General features: G+C 72.3%; 12 protein-coding genes. 7 read left to right on the top strand and 5 right to left on the bottom strand.

Translation table 11 applies throughout. From position 1 onward, the window contains the following. Positions 1-313 precede the first annotated feature (313 nt). Positions 314-1699, bottom strand: coding sequence for a flavin monoamine oxidase family protein (locus CAP_RS32590; RefSeq protein ID WP_044248016.1), 1386 nt, complete (start codon positions 1697-1699; stop codon positions 314-316). Between the two features lie 94 nt (positions 1700-1793). Between CAP_RS32590 and CAP_RS32585 the strand changes: the two genes are divergently transcribed. From CAP_RS32585 to CAP_RS32575, 3 genes are all read left to right on the top strand, one after another. After that, positions 1794-2606: a hypothetical protein gene (locus tag CAP_RS32585; RefSeq protein ID WP_156041343.1), complete on the top strand. Its 813-nt coding sequence runs from the start codon at positions 1794-1796 to the stop codon at positions 2604-2606. Between the two features lie 76 nt (positions 2607-2682). After that, positions 2683-3342: a peptide-methionine (S)-S-oxide reductase MsrA gene (msrA, locus tag CAP_RS32580; RefSeq protein WP_044248012.1), complete on the top strand. Its 660-nt coding sequence runs from the start codon at positions 2683-2685 to the stop codon at positions 3340-3342. Positions 3343-3580: 238 nt separating this feature from the next. Beyond that, positions 3581-4447, top strand: coding sequence for a DNA adenine methylase (locus tag CAP_RS32575; RefSeq protein ID WP_044248010.1), 867 nt, complete (start codon positions 3581-3583; stop codon positions 4445-4447). 402 nt (positions 4448-4849) lie between these two features. Here CAP_RS32575 and CAP_RS32570 read toward each other — a convergent pair whose 3' ends face one another. Continuing rightward, a complete protein-coding gene (locus CAP_RS32570) occupies positions 4850-8074 on the bottom strand; it encodes an alpha-amylase family glycosyl hydrolase (protein ID WP_044248008.1) in 3225 nt (1074 codons plus the stop codon). A gap of 112 nt (positions 8075-8186) precedes the next feature. Then, a complete protein-coding gene (locus CAP_RS32565; protein WP_044248007.1) occupies positions 8187-9146 on the bottom strand; it encodes a carbohydrate-binding protein in 960 nt (319 codons plus the stop codon). 59 nt (positions 9147-9205) lie between these two features. Between CAP_RS32565 and CAP_RS32560 the strand changes: the two genes are divergently transcribed. From CAP_RS32560 to CAP_RS32545, 4 genes are all read left to right on the top strand, one after another. Beyond that, on the top strand, positions 9206-10129 hold the full coding sequence (locus CAP_RS32560) for an N-acetylmuramoyl-L-alanine amidase family protein (protein WP_081865500.1): 924 nt from the start codon (positions 9206-9208) through the stop codon (positions 10127-10129). A gap of 20 nt (positions 10130-10149) precedes the next feature. Further along, a complete protein-coding gene (locus CAP_RS32555; protein WP_044248005.1) occupies positions 10150-12411 on the top strand; it encodes a M1 family metallopeptidase in 2262 nt (753 codons plus the stop codon). Further along, the gene (locus CAP_RS32550; protein ID WP_044248003.1) at positions 12408-13373 is read left to right on the top strand and encodes a hypothetical protein; all 966 of its coding nucleotides are present in this window, start codon (positions 12408-12410) and stop codon (positions 13371-13373) included. The genes CAP_RS32555 and CAP_RS32550 overlap by 4 nt, the downstream gene beginning before the upstream one ends. Positions 13374-13439: 66 nt before the next feature. Next, on the top strand, positions 13440-14411 hold the full coding sequence (locus CAP_RS32545; protein WP_044248002.1) for an alpha/beta fold hydrolase: 972 nt from the start codon (positions 13440-13442) through the stop codon (positions 14409-14411). Positions 14412-14458: 47 nt separating this feature from the next. On the opposite strand, the gene CAP_RS32540 is transcribed toward CAP_RS32545, so the two are convergent. Then, the gene (locus tag CAP_RS32540; protein WP_044248001.1) at positions 14459-15442 is read right to left on the bottom strand and encodes a DMT family transporter; all 984 of its coding nucleotides are present in this window, start codon (positions 15440-15442) and stop codon (positions 14459-14461) included. Between the two features lie 96 nt (positions 15443-15538). Continuing rightward, a complete protein-coding gene (locus CAP_RS32535) occupies positions 15539-16441 on the bottom strand; it encodes an STAS domain-containing protein (RefSeq protein WP_081865499.1) in 903 nt (300 codons plus the stop codon). Positions 16442-16535: the final 94 nt, after the last annotated feature.

Below are 16535 nucleotides of genomic sequence, written 5' to 3'. Positions count from 1 at the left end.
TGGTCCATGCAGCGCGCGTTGCGTCAAACGAAGCCTGTTTCCGCGGCGAAAGACGTCCTGGAGCAACGCGCCACAGAGGGCTGCGCAACGTGCGCACCCTCGCTCGCTCGAGCCTCCACGTTCATCAGGTTCGTACCGGGTCCCTGGTGAGTGAGTGAAGCGCTCACGCTCTCTCTCGGGGGTAGCGACCCTCGGAACCGCACGGGCCGACAGGCCCCTGATTCAAGCTACGCAGTACTGCAGGTTCGTACCGGGTCCCTGGTGATGCGCTCACGCATGCCCGCGAGTTCGTACCGGGTCCCTGGTGATGCGCTCACGCTCCCTCTCGGGGGTAGCGACCCTCGGGAGCGTAGGGGCCGTCAGGCCCCTGATCCAGGGTACGCAGTACCAGTACTTGGGTGGCGGCGCGGTGGCCGCTGCGCAGGGCGCCGTGGACGGTGCCGATGGCCTCGGAGCATGTCGCCTCGCCGGCGATGTAGAGGGTGTCTTCCACCGGCGTGGCGAGCGTGTCGGCCGCGTCTTCGGCGCCTGCGGTGATGAACGCGTAGGCGCCGCGGGCGTAGGGGTCGAGCAGCCAGTCGAAGACCCACGCGCCCGTGCAGCGTGCCGCGAGCGCTGCCTCGTCCTGCCCGAGCGCCCGCGCCAGCACCCCCTGTGCCTCGTCGGCGATGGCGCGTGCACCGCGCCCCGACAGGGCTGCCGCGTTCGACCCGCCCGCCCATGCCACGAGCATGGTGGGGCTCCCGGACGCGCGGGGTGCCTTGCCGGGCAGGGCCCAGAACACGGAGAACGCCTCGCCGGGCGTGTGCAGGAACGTCGGCTCGCCTGGACCGGTCGAGAAGGGCGCCGCGAATGCCAGCACGACCCGCACCACGGGGCCCATCCCGAGGGATGCGATGGCGTGCTGGGTCGCTTCCGGGAGCGGCGGCGTGAAGCGGATCGCCCCCTCGGCGCCGGCGGGGAGCTGGAGCACCCCGATCGGCAGCGTGATCACGGCGGCGCGCGCCTCGAAGGTGCGCATGCGGGCCCCGGGGTACGTGCGCGCGTCCACCTCCACCCGCCCGCGTTCCCAGCGTACTGCGGTGACGACCGTGTCGAGCAAGAGCCGGTCTCCGAGTGGCGCCGCCAGCGCGCGTACGAGGGCCCCGTAGCCTGGCTGCACCCGGAACGTCGCCGACTCCGAGGATGCCGACGCCCCCTGCTCGGCGCGGGCGGTGCCGCGCGCGCTGGCGAGCGCGACGGGGGCGGCGTGGAAGCTCTCCACGTAGGTGGCCGCGCGCGCGCGCGCCTCGGGGCTCCAGCGCGCCTGGGTGGATGGCAGCGCGAGGAAGTCGGCGACGCTGCCGTCGGCGTCGGCGAACGCTTCCAGGATCTCGGCCATCTCGGCGAGCGATGGCTCCGACGCGGGCGATGGCTCCGACGCTCGGGTCCCGACGTCGACCTGTCCACTTCCGACGTCGACCGTGGCGATGCCTGCGCGCGCCAGAAGCTCCCAGAGTGGCTCGGGGGTGCCGTGCACGAACTCCGCGCCTGCCTCGATGGAGAGGCCCTCTGCATCGAGCGTGGCGAGCCGTCCTCCGGGGCGTGCGCGCGCCTCCAGGATCGAAACTTCCACCCCGGCTTCCAGCAGCCGCGAGGCAGCCGCGAGACCGGCCATCCCGGCGCCGATCACCAGCACGTTTTCGCGTGAGCGCGCCATCCCTGCACCCTACCGCAGACGCGCGGACCCGAGGTACGGTGCCTCTTTCTTCACAGCGTCCCGGGCGGTGAATGCCGGGGAAGGAGCATGCAGGATGTGGGGTGATCTCTTGAGGCGGGGGCCGGGGCGGATCGCAGGAGTCGTGGCGGTGGCGGGCGCCTCGGCGCTCCTCATGGGGTGTCCCAGCTACTCGTCGATGACGACGGCCAAGGCCGTGACCCCGGGGCAGTTCGAGATCGCGGTCTCGCCAGGGGCGACGGGGCTGAGCTACAGCGCGCTCGGAGGCACCTCGTCGGAGAACGATGGCACGGCCGTCATCCCCAACATCGACTTCGGCCTCCGTTACGGCTTCCACGAGCGCTTCGACGCCGCCTTCCAGATCAGCGGCTGGGGCAACTTCGGGCTCGACGCGAAGGTGAACTTCCTCGACACCGAGTACGTCGCGCTGGCGGTGGACCCTGGCGTCAACAGCACCTTCGTGTCGCCGGGCGGCTCGACGGCGGGGTTCGTGCAGTTCCAGATCCCGCTGCTCGTCGACCTCGCGCCCACCGACTGGATGCGCTTCACGATTGGCCCCCGCTACATCGGCGTCTCCACCTTCAGCGAGGGCGGCGGCTCGTACCAGAACTTCGCTGGCGGCTCGCTCGGCATCGAGTTCATCGTCAGCGACCTGGTGCGGCTCCAGCCTCACGCGGGCGTCGCCACCTGGCTCGACAACCTGGACAACAACGCGGCGCTCTTCTTCTCGGCGGGCTTCGCGGTGAAGTTCCGGGTGGGCGAGCCGTACGACAAGCCCGCGCCGTCGCGCCGGCCCCCGTCAGAGTCCCCGTCAGAGTCCCCGTCAGAGTCCCCGTCAGAGCCCCCGTCAGAGCCGCACCGCCTGCCACAGCCGGTTCCTCTTCCCTGACCGCCGCGCCTGCCGCAGCAGAGGCGAACGCTGGACCCCTGGCCGCGGGGCGGGCGATCCGCCAAGATCTCTCCCCATGTGGATCGAAGCGCGCAAGTTGAAGTTGCCCTCCCCCGCGGAGGCGTTGCCGGGCAGGACCGAACGCATGCCCGTGCCTGAGCGACATTTCGTGAGCGGCCACCGCCTGACCCCGCCCTTTCCCGAGGGGATGGAGCATGCCCTCTTCGGGATGGGGTGCTTCTGGGGCGTCGAGCGCAAGTTCTGGAAGGTGAACGGCGTGTACACCACGGCCGTGGGCTACGCGGCGGGCGTGACGCCGAACCCCACGTACCGCGAGGTCTGCACGGGCGGCACGGGTCACAACGAGGTGGCCTTGGTCGTCTTCGACCCCGCGGTGATCTCTTATGAGGAGCTGCTCCGCCTCTTCTGGGAGAACCACGATCCGACCCAGGGCATGAGGCAGGGCAACGACGTGGGCACCCAGTACCGCTCGGGCATCTATTGCTATGACGAGGGGCAGCGGAAGGCGGCCGAGGCTTCCCTGGAGGGGTACCAGAAGGAGCTCACGGCGGCTGGGTATGGCCGGATCACCACGGAGATCCTCGACGCGCCCGAGTTCTACTATGCCGAGGAGTACCACCAGCAGTACCTCGCCAAGAACCCGGACGGTTACTGCGGGGTCGGCGGCACCGGCGTCTCCTGCCCGGTGGGCCTGGTGCGCCCCGCCCAGGCCTGATCCAGCGTTCTCCTCGCGCCCTCCCCCCTCCTCTCCAGCCATGGACGCTCTCCCCAATGGATAGGGGTATCGTCCGGCGTCTGCCCCAATAGGTCGTGGTTTCGCGATCGGCGCGAGATCCGCGGGAGAAATAGCGGATCCGCGCGTGATCCGTCGCTTGAGGCATCTCTGGATCGCGTGCTAAGGTCCGGATCCGCCAGACGCTGCATTGCGTCTCCAATGCGTCCTCGGAGGCAGTATGCCGACCTCCTCGGCCGCCGTCCGCCTTGTTGAAGAGCGGGACGACGCACCACGTGCGCGCCCGTTTCTCAAGTGGGTGGGGGGCAAGGGCCAGCTTCTCGATCAATATCGCCCCCTGTTTCCCAAGCGATTCGGCCGCTATTTCGAGCCATTCGTCGGTGGCGCGGCGGTGTTCTTTCACCTCCGGACCTCCACCTCGGTGGATCTCGACGCGGCGCTGACGGACGTCAACGAGGAGCTGGTCAACTGCTACCGCGTCGTCCGTGACGAGGTGGAGCCGCTGATCCAGGTGCTCCAGGGGCACCGCTACGACCGCGACCATTACTACGCGGTCCGCGGCCTGGAGCCGCGGGACATGTCCCACGTGGAGCGGGCGGCGAGGACGGTGTTCCTGAACCGGTCCGGCTTCAACGGCCTGTACCGGGTGAACCAGGAGGGGCGCTTCAACGTGCCGTTCGGGCGCTTCACCAAGCCGAAGATCTGCGACGCGGAGAACCTGCGGACCTGCTCGTCCGCGCTCCGCGGCGTCCACCTCGCCGTGCGCGATTTCTCGAAGGTCGCGGACGACGTGAATCCCGGCGATTTCGTCTACCTCGACCCGCCCTACCCGCCGGTGTCGGCGACGGCGAACTTCACGTCCTACATCCCCGGCGGCTTTAACTGGGCCGACCAGCTCCGCCTCTACGAAGTGTTCTGCACGCTCGCGCAGAAGCGGGCCTTCGTGATGCTGTCCTGCTCGGATGTGCCGCAGATCCGGCACGTCTACCGCGATTTCTCCATCGACTCGGTACAGGCCTCGCGCAGCATCAACAGCCGCGCCACCGGCCGGGGCAAGGTCGGCGAGATCGTGGTCCGCAACTACTGAGGCGCCGAGCGCCTGGGCCCCTCAAAAGCGTCGCCGAGCGCCTGCGCTCACAGCGGCTGCGCTTCCGAGCGCCTGCGCTCCCGGCGGCTGCCACCCTCCTCCTTATTCTCTGTGACTCGCGACGGCCAGGGGCGCGCCCTGGAGCGGGTGGGCCAGGCGTTCCTGGTCTGTTGTCTCACGTTCGTCCGCTCCTGGATCCAAGGGCGTTTGGTCAGCCGTACCTGGGTGAGGCGGTGATCAGGAACGACTGATCAGTCATTCCGTGCCGTGCACGCCATTCGCCGGGTTTTCGGGGGGGCGGTGCAATGGCGGACCGGTACTACTGATCAGTCATTCCGTGCCGAATGGTCCATGCGCCCGGCCGCCGCGGCGCCTGATGCAATGGCAGACCGGTACTACTGATCAGTCATTCCGTGTCGGACACGAGATCCGTCGCGCCCTGGGCACCCTGCGGAGGGCGTCGGCGCGGAGGGCCTGCATCGCCTCGCCATTCCAGATCTCCAGCAGGCTCTGCTGAAGGAGGTTCCCGACGGGCGGGTGGTCGTAATCGATGGGGTGCACCGTCCCGTCCGGATCCACCGCGGCCTGCTCCCAGGCCATGCGGCAGGTGTTGAAGCGGGCCCGGTTGGCGTAATCATCGGCCTCGCGGAAGGCGCGCAGCTCGGGGCGGGTGCGGGCCTCGCAGGCGCAGCCGGTGGGGGGGGCCCGGTGGTCGACGAGCACGACCGGGGAGCCGCGCAGGGCCTCGCGCAGGGCCTCCATGGCCTCCTCCACGGCGGGCGCGTGCGGGGAGAGCAGCTCGTGGGCGGCGAGGGGGGTGGACGGCACCATCTCCTCGACCTTCAGCCAGTCCACCCCGAGGTCCATGGCGAGCCGGCCGAGGTCGGGGAGTTCGCGCACGGCGCTGCGGCTGACCACGGTGGAGATGCCCACCCGCAGGTCGGCGCCGAGGGCGCGCCGGGCGGCGAGGGTCTCGCGCACATGGGTGATGATGGTGGGGAAGCTGCCTCCTTCGCGCAGTGCGTCATTGGTGCTGGCGGTGGCGCCATCGAGGGAGAAGGCCACGCTGGTGACGCCGAGGGCGATGATCCGGCGGGCGGTGGCGCCGTCGAGGAGCATGCCGTTGGTGAGGAGGTGCACGTCGGTCGGCTGGCCCTGCCGGGCGCGCTGGAGGGCCGCGAGGACCTCGGGAAAGATGCCGGCGGTGAGGGACTCGCCGCCGTGGACGAAGCCCACGTACTCGGCGGCGGCGAAGGCTTCGCCGAGGGCGTCGACGAGCCAGGGTTTGAGGGTGCGCGCGGTGCCCTCGCGCGTTCTCCGGGGGGCTGCGGTGATGCAGTGGCGGCAGCGGAGGTTGCAGCGCTCGGTGACGGTCACGTAGAGGTGCACGGGGAGCGCGAGGGGGGCGAGGTCGCCCTCGCGGAAGGCGGTGAGGGCGCGGGCGCGGCTCGTGCGGAGCAGCTCCCTGGCGGCGAGGTCGATCTCGGGCGGGAGGGCGCGGCGGAGCACGATGGCCGCCTGCGGGCCGAGGGAGACGGTGCCGCGCTCGGTGTCGACGCTCGCTGCGCCCAGGGTGAGGCGGGGCTCGGCGAACGAGGGCGCGCCTTCTGGAAGGCGGACCTCGCAGGGGGAGGCGTCGGCGTTGAGGAGCACGTCGATGATCTCCGCGCCCGCGGCCCGGCGCAGGACGAGGACGTGAGGAGGGGCCGGGCCGTCGTCGGCAGCCTCGGCGGGCAGGAACAGCTCGTCGCCTTCGCGGAGCGCGCGCGTGGTGCGGCGGAGGCGGAGGGCGCTCCGGAAGAGCGCGAGGGTCTCGTGGTTCCACCGCGACGCGTCCCACTCCATGGGGAGGCGATCGGGCCAGACGTCCTCGAAGGCGCGCTCGGCAGAAGCGTCGACGGATGCGCTGGCGGAGGCGCTGGCAGAAGCGTCGGCGGAGGCGCCGGCGGAGGCGCTGGTGAGGCCGACCTCGTCGCCGTAGTAGAGCGCGGGGATGGCGGCGCGGAGCAGCACGAGCAGGTGCCCGAGGCGGGCGCGTGCGGGATCGCCGAGGCGCGTGCGCAGGCGCATCTGGTCGTGGGTGGCGGTGAAGGCGAGGGCGCTGTGGCCCGGGCCTCCCCGGTAGAAGCGGCGGCGGAGGAGGAGCGCGCTGGCGCGGGCGGCGCCGCGGCCGCGGACGAGCCAGTCGTCGAGCGCTTTCTGGGCGCCGAAGTCGGTGGCGGCGTCGAGCAGGCCCGCCGTCCAGCGGTGGAGGTTGTCGGGGGTGACCTCGCCGAAGAGGACGGCGTCGGGGCGGGCGCGGCGCACCTCGCGGGCGATGCGGCGCAGGGTGCCCAGGGGGACGTCGGCGGCGGCGTCGATGCGCAGGCCATCGGCGCCGCGGGCGACCCAGGCGGCGCAGGTCGCGGCGAGGTGCTCGATGACCTCCTCGTGGGCGGTCTCCAGGAGGGGCAGCTCCCAGGCGCCGTTCTGGTAGTGCGCGTAGCCGGGGTCGAGGCCCTCGAAGAAGGGCCAGCGGGTGGCGCGGAACCAGTGCCAGTAGGGGGAATCGGGGCCGCGCGCGCGCACGTCGACGAAGGGCGGGAAGTCGCGGTGAACGTGGGTGAGGGCGAGGTCGAAGAGCACCTTGAGGCCGCGGCGGTGGGCCGCGTCGAGGAGGCGCTGGAGGGCGGCGTCGCCGCCGAGGGCCGGGTCGACGGCGCGCGGGTCGAGGGCGTCGTAGCGGTGCGAGGAGGTGGAGAGGGCGAGGGGCGTGAGGTGGAGGGCGGTGACGCCGAGATCGGCGAGGTGGTCGAGGGCCTCGACGATGCCGGCGAGGTCGCCGCCGGCGCGGCCTTGCTCGGGAGGGCGCGGGGGGTACGGCGCCGCGGCGAGCGCGCCCGCGCCGCCCTGGAGGGGCGTGGTGCTCCAGTCACCGCCTGCGCCGCCTGCACCACCTGCGCCGCCGCGGCGGAAGCGGTCGACGAAGATGGTGTAGAGCACGGCCTCGCGCCACCAGGCGGGAGCGGCGAGGGGAGCGAGAGACAGGGTGCGGGGCTCGGGGCGGAAGGCCTGGGCGGCGCCGCCCTCGCGGCCCACGGGGCGGCCATCGTCGAGGAGGAAGAGGTACTCGAGCTTCTGCGCGGAGGCGGGGAGGTGGACCTCGAAGAGGAGGTGCTCGTCCTCCTCGGCGGCGAGCGCCATGGTCGCGGTGCGCGGGCCATCGCCCTCGTCCCAGCGCACGGTGAGCGCTTCCCCGTGGCCGCGGCGGAGGCCGGCGCGCACGCAGACACGGCCGTCGTCTTCGCGGAAGAGCCAGGGGCGCGCGGGCGCATGGAGCACGGGCTCGGCGGCGCCGCCCACGGAGAGCACGCTGTTCTGGACGCCGTCGACGCTGCGGGTGCGGGGGTTGTGGGCGTCGAGCTCCCAGCCGCCGTCGATGAGGGCGAACTTGTAGCCGTAGATGCCGGCGCTCAGGCGGGCGACGGCCTCGAAGTGGCCGTCGCCGACGGGGCGCATGGGGTCGGCGTGATACCAGTGGGTCAGGTCCCCGCGCAGATCGACGAAGGGGACGGGGCGGGAGGGGCGGTGCCGGAAGACGACCTGGCCCTCGTCGGGCAGGTGCAGGGTGGCGAGGTGACGGCGCACGGAGGGCGGCGGAGTTTACAGGGGGCGCCGCCCGGGGCTCGCCGGAAATGCCCGGCCGGCGCGCTGCCTCACCGACGCTTCACGGGCGCCTCACGCGCGGTTCACGCGCGCTTCACTGGCGGTTCACGGTGTAGTTCGCGCCGTTGTTGCTGTCCCAGAACTCGTAGACGTCGGCGCCGTTGACCACGCCGTGGCGGTAGACGATGGCGTACTGCACCTGCTGGAAGTCGCCGGCCACGTTGAAGGTGACCGCCCACTTCTCGTTCAGGCTGCCGAGGTCGGCGTCGAAGGCCAGGGGGGTGTCGGTGAAGGTCTGCCAGCCGTCGGTGGTCCAGCGGACGACGACGCTCTTGTCGTAGTCGAGGTCGGCGATGTTGGCCTTGAGGGTGCCCTGCAAGCCCGCGGAGGTGAGGGTGAGGTCCGGGATCGAGGTGTCGCGGTAGATCACCGTGGAGGTGGCGCCGTAGTTGGCCACGTGCAGCTCGCCGCTGTTGTCGTCGTAGTAGGTGTGGCCGGCGCCGTCCTGGTACCAGGCGTTGAAGGTGAAGACCTGCTGCACGTACGAGGGGAGGCTGACCTTCACGTGCCACTCCTCGTCGCCGTTGCTGCGCGTGGAGAAGTAGTAGCCGGTCGCGGTGACCTCGGTGCCCTGGCCGCCGCTCTTGTAGATGATGCCGACGCGCTTGTTGTCGAGGTTGGCGCCGGCGACGGGCTTGACCCGGAGCTTGACGAACACGTCGACACCGGTGCAGCCCATGCGGCTCCCGCAGCCGGTGTAGTTGTGCCAGTGGGACTTCTCGTAGGTCACCATGGCGGTGTTGCGCTGGCCCTCGTACTGGGCCCAGTCCTGCTCGGCGAGGTCGAGGTCGCCGATCGCGAGCGTCGCCTCGTCTCCGGCCTCGGCGAGGCACCCGGTGACGCCAGGGCCGGCGGCGAGCACCATCGCGCCGGCGACGGCGCCCGAGCGCAGGACACCGCGACCCGTCTGGCGCACGGCGGCGACGGCGCGCTCGAAGGCTTCGCCGAAGGTGTGGGGCGTGATCATGCGGCCGGACATCTTGGTGGTGCGCATCGGGTCCTCCTCGGGTGCGCGCCGCGCGTCGCTGAGAGAGGGCGGCTGGCGCGCGACGGATGCTTGCCGCTACCATCGGCTACCTGGAGAAGCAACGGTCGGCGGCGCAGAGGGATGCGGGGAGAGCAGGGTCTCGGAGGCGGGTGCTCCTGGGGATGACGGGCGCTGTGGGTCTCGGGGTGCTGGCGTGGGCGGTGAGGTCACGCAAGGGCCGTGAGGACGGGGTGCGCGCGCGCGCGCCGGTTGTTGACGCGCCGCGCTGGCCGGCGCCGGGGGCCACGCTGTCGGTGCCCGACCTGCGCTTGCCACCGCCAGGCGTGCCGCACCGCGTGGTGATCGACGCGGGGCATGGCGCCCCGAACAACCGGGGCAACACCTCGTGCCGCTGCGAGCGGGAGGAGACGTTCACGCTCGCGGCGGCGCGCGCCGTCGCGGGCAGGCTGGAGGCCACCGGCGCGTTCGACCTGCGCGTGAGCCGTGAAGGCGACAGGCCCGTGACGTACCACGAGCGGGTGGAGGACGCGGACGCCTGGGGCGCGGAGGCGTTCGTGAGCCTGCACTCGGACGTGCGCGGGAAGCCGGAGCGGCGGGAGGGGGGGTGCCCCGTGAGCGTGCTCTCGCCAGGGTTCTCGGTGCTGTGGTCGGACGAGGGGGAAGCGACGCTCGTGGCGCGGCGCGCGGCGCTGGCGCGCAGGGTGGCGGCGCGCCTGGAGGAGGCGGGGTTTTTGCCCTACGACGGCGCGGAGTACACGGGGCTCTACGCGCCCGACGCAGCGCAGCGCGGCGTGTTCCTGGACCGGCACGCGCTGGAGGAGCGGATCTTCGTGCTCCGCCGGCCCACGATGCCTTCCGTCCTGGTGGAGACCCACCATGCCCTCGACCCGCGCGAGGTGACGCGGTGGGACGACCCGTTCACGCTCGACGTGTTCGCGGCGGCGCTGGGGGCGGCGCTGCTCGACACGCTGGCGTTCGGGGGACCCTAGTGGAGTAGAGTCCCCGCCGCATGCTCCTCCGCCCAACGCGTGGACGCACTGCGGGGACCTTCCCTGCCGCGCTCTCGACGACCCGGCTCTGCCTCCTCGCTGCCGCGTGTACGACCACCGTCGGCGCCCCGGAGGTGGCGCTGGCGCTCGATCTGCCACCGGTCCCGGTGTCGTACCGCATCGAGGCCGAGCTCCACCCGGACACGCGCGGCCTCGAAGGCAAGGAGGAGATCCGCTGGCGCAACGAGACGGGGGAGTCCATCGCGGCGCTGCCGATGCACCTCTACCTGAACGGCTTCGCCCACCAGGAGACCACCTGGATGCGCGAGTCGGCGCCGCGACGCCCCGGCGAGTCGGAGCTGCTCGCGCGCAACCCCGACCCGTGGGGCTACATGGAGCCGGTGACCATCACCCAGCGGGTGGGGAACGAGGAGCGCGAGGTGTCGTGGCGCCCCATCCAGCCCGATGACGGGAACCCCTTCGACCGGAGCCTCGGCGAGATCACCCTGGCGCAGCCGGCGGCGCCCGGCGAGGTGGTGGTGCTGAACGTGACCTTCACCGGGAGGCTTCCGGAGCCGATGGCGCGGACCGGGGGCGGGCGCGGCTACTTCCTGGTGGGGCAGTGGTATCCGAAGATCGGCGTCATCGAGCCGGCGGGGGTGCGCCACGCGCCAGCGGCGCGGCGGGCGGCGCGGCAGTTCCACGGGCCCACCGAGTTCTACGCGGACTTCGCGGACTACGACGTGACCTTCGCCACGCCGCCGGGCTGGATGGTGGGCGCCACCGGCCGCCTCGCGCCGCCCGCCGCCGGGATGGCGCCGCGCACGGATGGGCTGGTCACGGCGCGGTACACGCAGCGGGCGGTGATCGACTTCGCGCTGGTGGCGAGCCAGCACCTCGTCGATCGCTGGGAGCGGCACAGCCCCGCGGGCGGGGGGCCCACGGTGGACATTCGCTACATGGTCCCCGCGGGCACGGAGCACCAGATCCCCCGCTGGCACCAGTCGATCGCCGGGGCGCTCGACGTGCTCGGGAGCCGCGTGGGGCCGTATCCGTACGACGTGCTCACCGTGGTGATGCCGCCGTTCTGGGCCGGTGCAACCGGGGGCATGGAGTACCCGACGTTCATCACCGGGGGGAGCGGCGACAGGCTGGTGGACAACCCGCTCCTGTCGCAGGTGCGGCTCGGGGAGGTGGTGAACATCCACGAGTTCGGTCACCAGTACTTCCACGGGCTGCTCGCCTCGAACGAGCAGGAGGAGGCGTTCCTCGACGAGGGGTTCAACAGCTACTGGGAGGGCGAGATCACCCGCGCGCTCTACGGGGACGCGGCCTCGCTGGGGTACGTGCTGGGGCGTCGGGTCGAGGGGGCCGAGCTGGGGGCGCTCCGGCTCGGGTCCGCGGCCGAGACGATCCACGAGCCGATGCGCAAGCGCCCCACCTGGCTGTTCGAGGACGGGACCTGGAGCTTGCAGGCGTACCCGCGCAGCGCGGTGACCTTCGCGACCGCGGCGGCGCTCTTCGGGCAGGAGCGCGTGGACCGGGTGTTCGCCGAGTACTTCCGCCGCTTCGTCTTCAAGCACCCGGACACGGAGGATTTCCTGAAGGTCGCGGCCGAGGTGGGGGGCGCCGAGTTCGAGGCCTTCTGCCGCGAGGCGTTCGGCAAGGACCACCTGCCGGATTACGCGGTGACGGACGCGGACGTCACCCGCTTCAAGGTGCCCCTCGGCCGGATCATCACCGCCGAGGGGCCGCTCGTGGTCACCCGCGAGAACCGCGCGCAGCATGCGGGGGTGGGCCTCCCCGAGGAGGCGCGCGAGGAGGACGGGCAGGTGCTCGTGGAGATCCTCGATCCCGGGTGGGTGAGCGGCAGCGAGGAGCGGACGGGCACCATCCAGCGCGTGAAGATGAAGCCCGAGCAGCTCGCGCCTTTCCCGGACCACCGCGGCCACCGCGCCGACGACGGCCACTTCACGAGCGAGGTGACGATCACCGGGCCGGGGTGGGCCACGCTGCCGGTGGAGGTCCTCTTGCGCTTCGCCGACGGGGCGGTGGTGCACGACACCTGGGACGGGCGCGCGCGGTGGCGCCGCTACCGGGTGCTGCGGGGGGCGCCGCTCGTCGACGCGCGGGTCGACCCTGCGCACAAGATCCAGGTGGACGCGGCGCCCCAGAACAACGCGCTCGCCGTCGACGCGGACGAGGGGTTCGCGCGGGACTGGGGCTTCTGGCTGGGGGCGGTCGCGGAGTGGATCGCGGGAGGCGCCTCGCTGTGGCTATGAACGCACATTTCCGGCCCGTGCTCGACGGGCTCCGGCCTCCGGCGGGCGCGCTGCGCCTGGCGCTGCTGCGGCTGGTGATGGTGGTGCTGGCCTCGTCGCCCGCACTGGTCACGGCCCTCCTCGGGCTCGACGCCGGCGCGGCGCGCAGGCCGTACTTCACGGAGGTGCCCGGGAGGCTCCCGGTAGCGCGCCTGCTGCAGCTCGCCCGCGACCTGCCCGACGGTTACGCGGCGGCGCTCGCCGTCTCCGTGGTGCTGGCGGTGCTCGGGGATCAGCTCCTCACCGGGGGCGCCGTCGCGCTGCTCGGCCCGAGGCCTCCCAAGGAGCGCCGGGTCCTGGCGGTGGTGTGGAAGCGCGGCCTCACCCACCTCTGGCCGTTCCTGCGCGCGGTCGCGGTCGGCGTGATCCTCACCGCCGTCGGCGCGGGGCTGATCGGGGCGCTGTTTCGCCGCCTCGACGTGATGGGCTACCGCGCCGGCTGGAGCGGCGAGGCGAGGGCCCTCTACCTCCCGCTCGCCTCGGTGGGCCTCACCGTGCTGTGGATGGCCGCCGTCGGGGCGCTCGTCTTCTGGTGCCGGTTGATCACCGCCGCCGATGGTCGCCGCCGGGTGCGCCGCACGCTGCTGCTCGCGCTGCGGGTCTTCGTCCGTCACCCGCTCCGCTCCTCGGGGCTGTTCGTGTCGAGCACCGTGATCTCGACGCTCCTGCCGGGCGCGGTGCTCGCCGCGTGGAGGCAGGCCGAGCCCGTGCGCGGAGGCGCCCTCGGGCTGCTCCTCGGCGGGTGGTGCGCGGCGCTCTGCCTTCAGGCCGTGGTGTGGATCTGGCTCGTGCGCTCGGGCTGGCTGCTCTACCTCCACGAGGGGCTCGCCGACCTGCGTGCCACCGCGGACGCGCCCTTCGGCGTGCTCACCTGGCTGCGAGGGCTGCCGGGGAAACTCGTCTCCCCCCGGCGCGCGCGCTGAGGCGGCTGCGGGACGCTTGCAACGCGGGCCGCTCCGGTGTCTTCTCCGCCCCCTTCGGCTCCAGCCATGAGCAAGGTGTACGCGGTGGTCTCGCGGCCCGGTCCGGTCGAGGCCGACATCCTCGACGAGCTCGGCTCGGGCGTGCCTCCGTTCGAGGTCAAGCGGCGCGGCGCAGCGGGCGTCGCGCTGAGGATCCTCCAGGGCGGGAGCGGCCCGCCGCTCGTCCTCTTGCACGGCCGTGGGCACGCGGCGTCGAGCTGGTTGCCGCTGCTCCCGGCGCTCGCTCGGACCCACCGGGTGATCGCCGTGGACCTGCCGGGGTTCGGCCACTCCGCGTGGCCTCCTTTCCCGGCGCGCGCTCCCGAGGACATCACGGAAGGGTCGACCGGGAGCTGCACCCCCGGGGAGGCTCCGGAGGACGCGCGGGGCGACGTGGAGGAGGCCCTGCGCTTCTTCGTCGAGCCCGTGGAGGCGCTGCTCTGCGATCTCGGCCTCGACGAGGCGCCGCTCGTGGGCCACTCGCTCGGAGGCTTCTGCGCGCTCGAGATCGCGCTGCGTCGCCGCGCGAGGCCCCGCTGGCTCGGCCTCCTCGCGCCCATGGGCCTCGGGCCGGAGATGAGCGCCCTCGGGCGCGCCTACTTCCTGCTCGGGCCCGAGCGCGCCGCGGGTCGCGCGGCGTCGGCCCTGTTCTCGCTGGCCGGTGCGCGCGCCGCGTCGCCGACCGCGCGCCGCCTGGACGCGCTGCACGCCGAGCTCGCCGCCGTGTCGGATGGCCGGCGCGACGCGGCGAGGGCCTTCCGGGTGCTCGCGCCAGCGCTCGGGCCCGTCCCGCACCGCCGCGAGCGCCTCCAGGAGATCGATGCCGAGGTGGTGCTCCTCTGGGGCGAGCACGACGCGCTGTTGCCTGCACCGCTCGGCATCGCTGCTGCGGCGATGCTCCCGCGGGCCACGCTCCACGTGATGCGGCGCGGCCACGCGCCCCACCACGAGGCGCCCGACGAGGTGTTGCAGCGCCTCGCGCCCATGCTCGCGCGCTGACCTCCGTCACCCGGGGGAGCAGGCGGTGTCCTCGGTCGCGTGGAGGCTCAGCGAACCCAGAGCAGCGCGACCCCGCCGACCGCGAGCGCCGCGCCGAGGGCGGCCCGCAGGCTCACGCGCTCGCGGTGGAGCACCATCACGGCCGGGATGATCAGGACGGGGGTGGTGGACATCAGCGTCGTCGCCACGCCCACGCTGGTGTGCTGGATCGAGACCAGCGAGAGCGACACCCCGACGAAGGGACCGGCGAGCGCGCCGAGCGCCGCGAAGCCCATGCCTGCCCGATCACGCACGCCCTGCGCGACCTGACCCCACCACCGGATGGCGACGAAGAGTGCGGCGTAGACGGCGATCGCGGCGAGCACCCGGATCTGCGTCGCGGCAAAGGCATCGTAGGTGCCCATGCCCCGCTTGCTGAGCACCATCCCCACGGCTTGCCCCAGCGCTCCCAGCGCGGCGAGGGCGAGGCCTGCGAGCGACGCTGGAGGCGCAGAGGAGGGAACGCCGGCCATGCCGCTCACGCTGGCCCCCGCGGCTCCCGCAGTCGCCGTGCCCGCCTCACCCGCTTCACCCGCCTTGCCGGCGGCGCCCGGCGCTGGCTGCTGCTCGGCCACCACCCAGGTCACGCCTCCGAGCGTCACGGCCATGCCCGCCAGATCGGCGAGGCTCAGCCGCTCACCGAGCCAGATCCAGCCGAGTCCCGCCGCGACTGGCGGCGCGAGGGACATGATCAGCATCGAGATGCGGGGACCAACGAGCAGGAACGCGCGGAACAGGCACAGGTCTCCGAGCACGAACCCCACCACCCCCGACACGGAGAGCCAGCCCCACGTGGACGGCGAGGCGTCGAGCGGCAGCGGCAGGCCTCGGTAGAGCCAGCAGAAGAGGGTGAGGAACCCGAGCGCCAGCACCAGCCGGACCAGGTTCAACGTCATGGACCCGATGCGGCGCGCCGACGCCGTGAACGCGAGCGAGCTGACCACCCAGCAGCCCGCAGTACCCAGGGCCGCAAGCTCTCCGATCGCCGCCATGATCCTCGCGATGTCCCCGGACGCTCCAGCGCGGGTCACAGCCACGGGCGTCGTGCCCGTCGCTCCGGAACGCGGGAGGATCTCCTGCTGCTTGTATCAGGCGGAGGGTTTGCGGGGCTCCTGTTTCGCGGCGACCTGCTCCCGGCGCATCTGGACGATGCAGTGGCGCAGCCCGGCTCTCAGGTTGCCGAGGGTGGTGATCTCGCTCAGGTCGACGCCGAGGGCCACGATGGTCTGCGCCACGCTCGGGCGGATGCCGGTGATCACCCCCTCGGCTCCGAGGAGGCGGATGGCGCGCACCAGGTCGATGAGGTAGCTGGCGGTCTTGGTGTCCACCGCCTCCACGCCGGTCAGGTCGAGCAGCGCGAAGCGCGCCCTGTCGCGCACCACCGCGTCGAGGAGGCTGTCCATCACCTCGGCGGTGCGCATGCTGTCGATGACCCCGATCATCGGCAGCGCGATCACGCCCTCCCAGATCTGGAGGATGGGCGTCGACAGGTCCTGGATCACCTGGCGCTGGCGCATCACCACGTCGAGCTGGTTGCGCAGCTCGCGCTCCACGCGGCGGTTCTCGGTGACGTCGAGCGACACGGCGAGGACGCCGGTGATCTCTCCGGCGTCGTTGCGCAGGGGGACGTCCCAGTTCTCCCAGGAGATGCCGTGCGCCTCGCTCGGGGCGTGGATGATCTCACCTGCGAGCGCGGCGCGCACGGGGACCGCCACGTCGTCGGGGTAGATCTCGAAGGCGTTGGCGCCGATCAGGTCCTCTTTCTTGATCCCGGCGTTCGTGAGCCCGCGACCGTCCGCGAACTGGATGATCCCCTCACGGTCGAGGCGCCACGCGATGAGGGGCACGTGGTCCAGGATGGTGCGGAGTATCGCCTCCAGCTCGCGGCACCGCGTGGTGAGCCGGGCATGCTCGCTGTCCCCCCCCGCGTTTGCCTCTGCGGAGGCCGCCTGCGGTTCCCCGTTGTGCTCCTGCGGGTCGTGCTTCGTCATGTGCTCCCCCTCGTTCGCGTGCGTCCGGACAGCACGCCGCGCGGTCCCCTCTCTTCGTGCAGCGTATCCGATCCCATCCAGCCACAACACACCG

This window comes from Chondromyces apiculatus DSM 436, from assembly GCF_000601485.1.
GTDB classification, from domain to species: Bacteria; Myxococcota_A; Polyangia; order Polyangiales; family Polyangiaceae; genus Chondromyces; species Chondromyces apiculatus.
The sequence above is the reverse complement of the archived record's forward strand: the minus strand, read 5'-3'. Positions and strand labels throughout refer to the sequence as shown.

Excerpts from the sequence above, each read along its gene's own strand:
- CAP_RS32535 (WP_081865499.1), bottom strand. The coding sequence starts at position 16,441 with ATGACGAAGCACGACCCGCAGGAGCACAACGGGGAACCGCAGGCGGCC.
- CAP_RS32575 (WP_044248010.1), top strand. The coding sequence starts at position 3,581 with ATGCCGACCTCCTCGGCCGCCGTCCGCCTTGTTGAAGAGCGGGACGAC.
- CAP_RS32560 (WP_081865500.1), top strand. The coding sequence starts at position 9,206 with ATGCTTGCCGCTACCATCGGCTACCTGGAGAAGCAACGGTCGGCGGCG.
- CAP_RS32550 (WP_044248003.1), top strand. The coding sequence starts at position 12,408 with ATGAACGCACATTTCCGGCCCGTGCTCGACGGGCTCCGGCCTCCGGCG.
- CAP_RS32585 (WP_156041343.1), top strand. The coding sequence starts at position 1,794 with ATGTGGGGTGATCTCTTGAGGCGGGGGCCGGGGCGGATCGCAGGAGTC.
- CAP_RS32540 (WP_044248001.1), bottom strand. The coding sequence starts at position 15,442 with ATGGCGGCGATCGGAGAGCTTGCGGCCCTGGGTACTGCGGGCTGCTGG.
- CAP_RS32590 (WP_044248016.1), bottom strand. The coding sequence starts at position 1,699 with ATGGCGCGCTCACGCGAAAACGTGCTGGTGATCGGCGCCGGGATGGCC.
- msrA (WP_044248012.1), top strand. The coding sequence starts at position 2,683 with ATGTGGATCGAAGCGCGCAAGTTGAAGTTGCCCTCCCCCGCGGAGGCG.
- CAP_RS32565 (WP_044248007.1), bottom strand. The coding sequence starts at position 9,146 with ATGCGCACCACCAAGATGTCCGGCCGCATGATCACGCCCCACACCTTC.
- CAP_RS32545 (WP_044248002.1), top strand. The coding sequence starts at position 13,440 with ATGAGCAAGGTGTACGCGGTGGTCTCGCGGCCCGGTCCGGTCGAGGCC.
- CAP_RS32555 (WP_044248005.1), top strand. The coding sequence starts at position 10,150 with ATGCTCCTCCGCCCAACGCGTGGACGCACTGCGGGGACCTTCCCTGCC.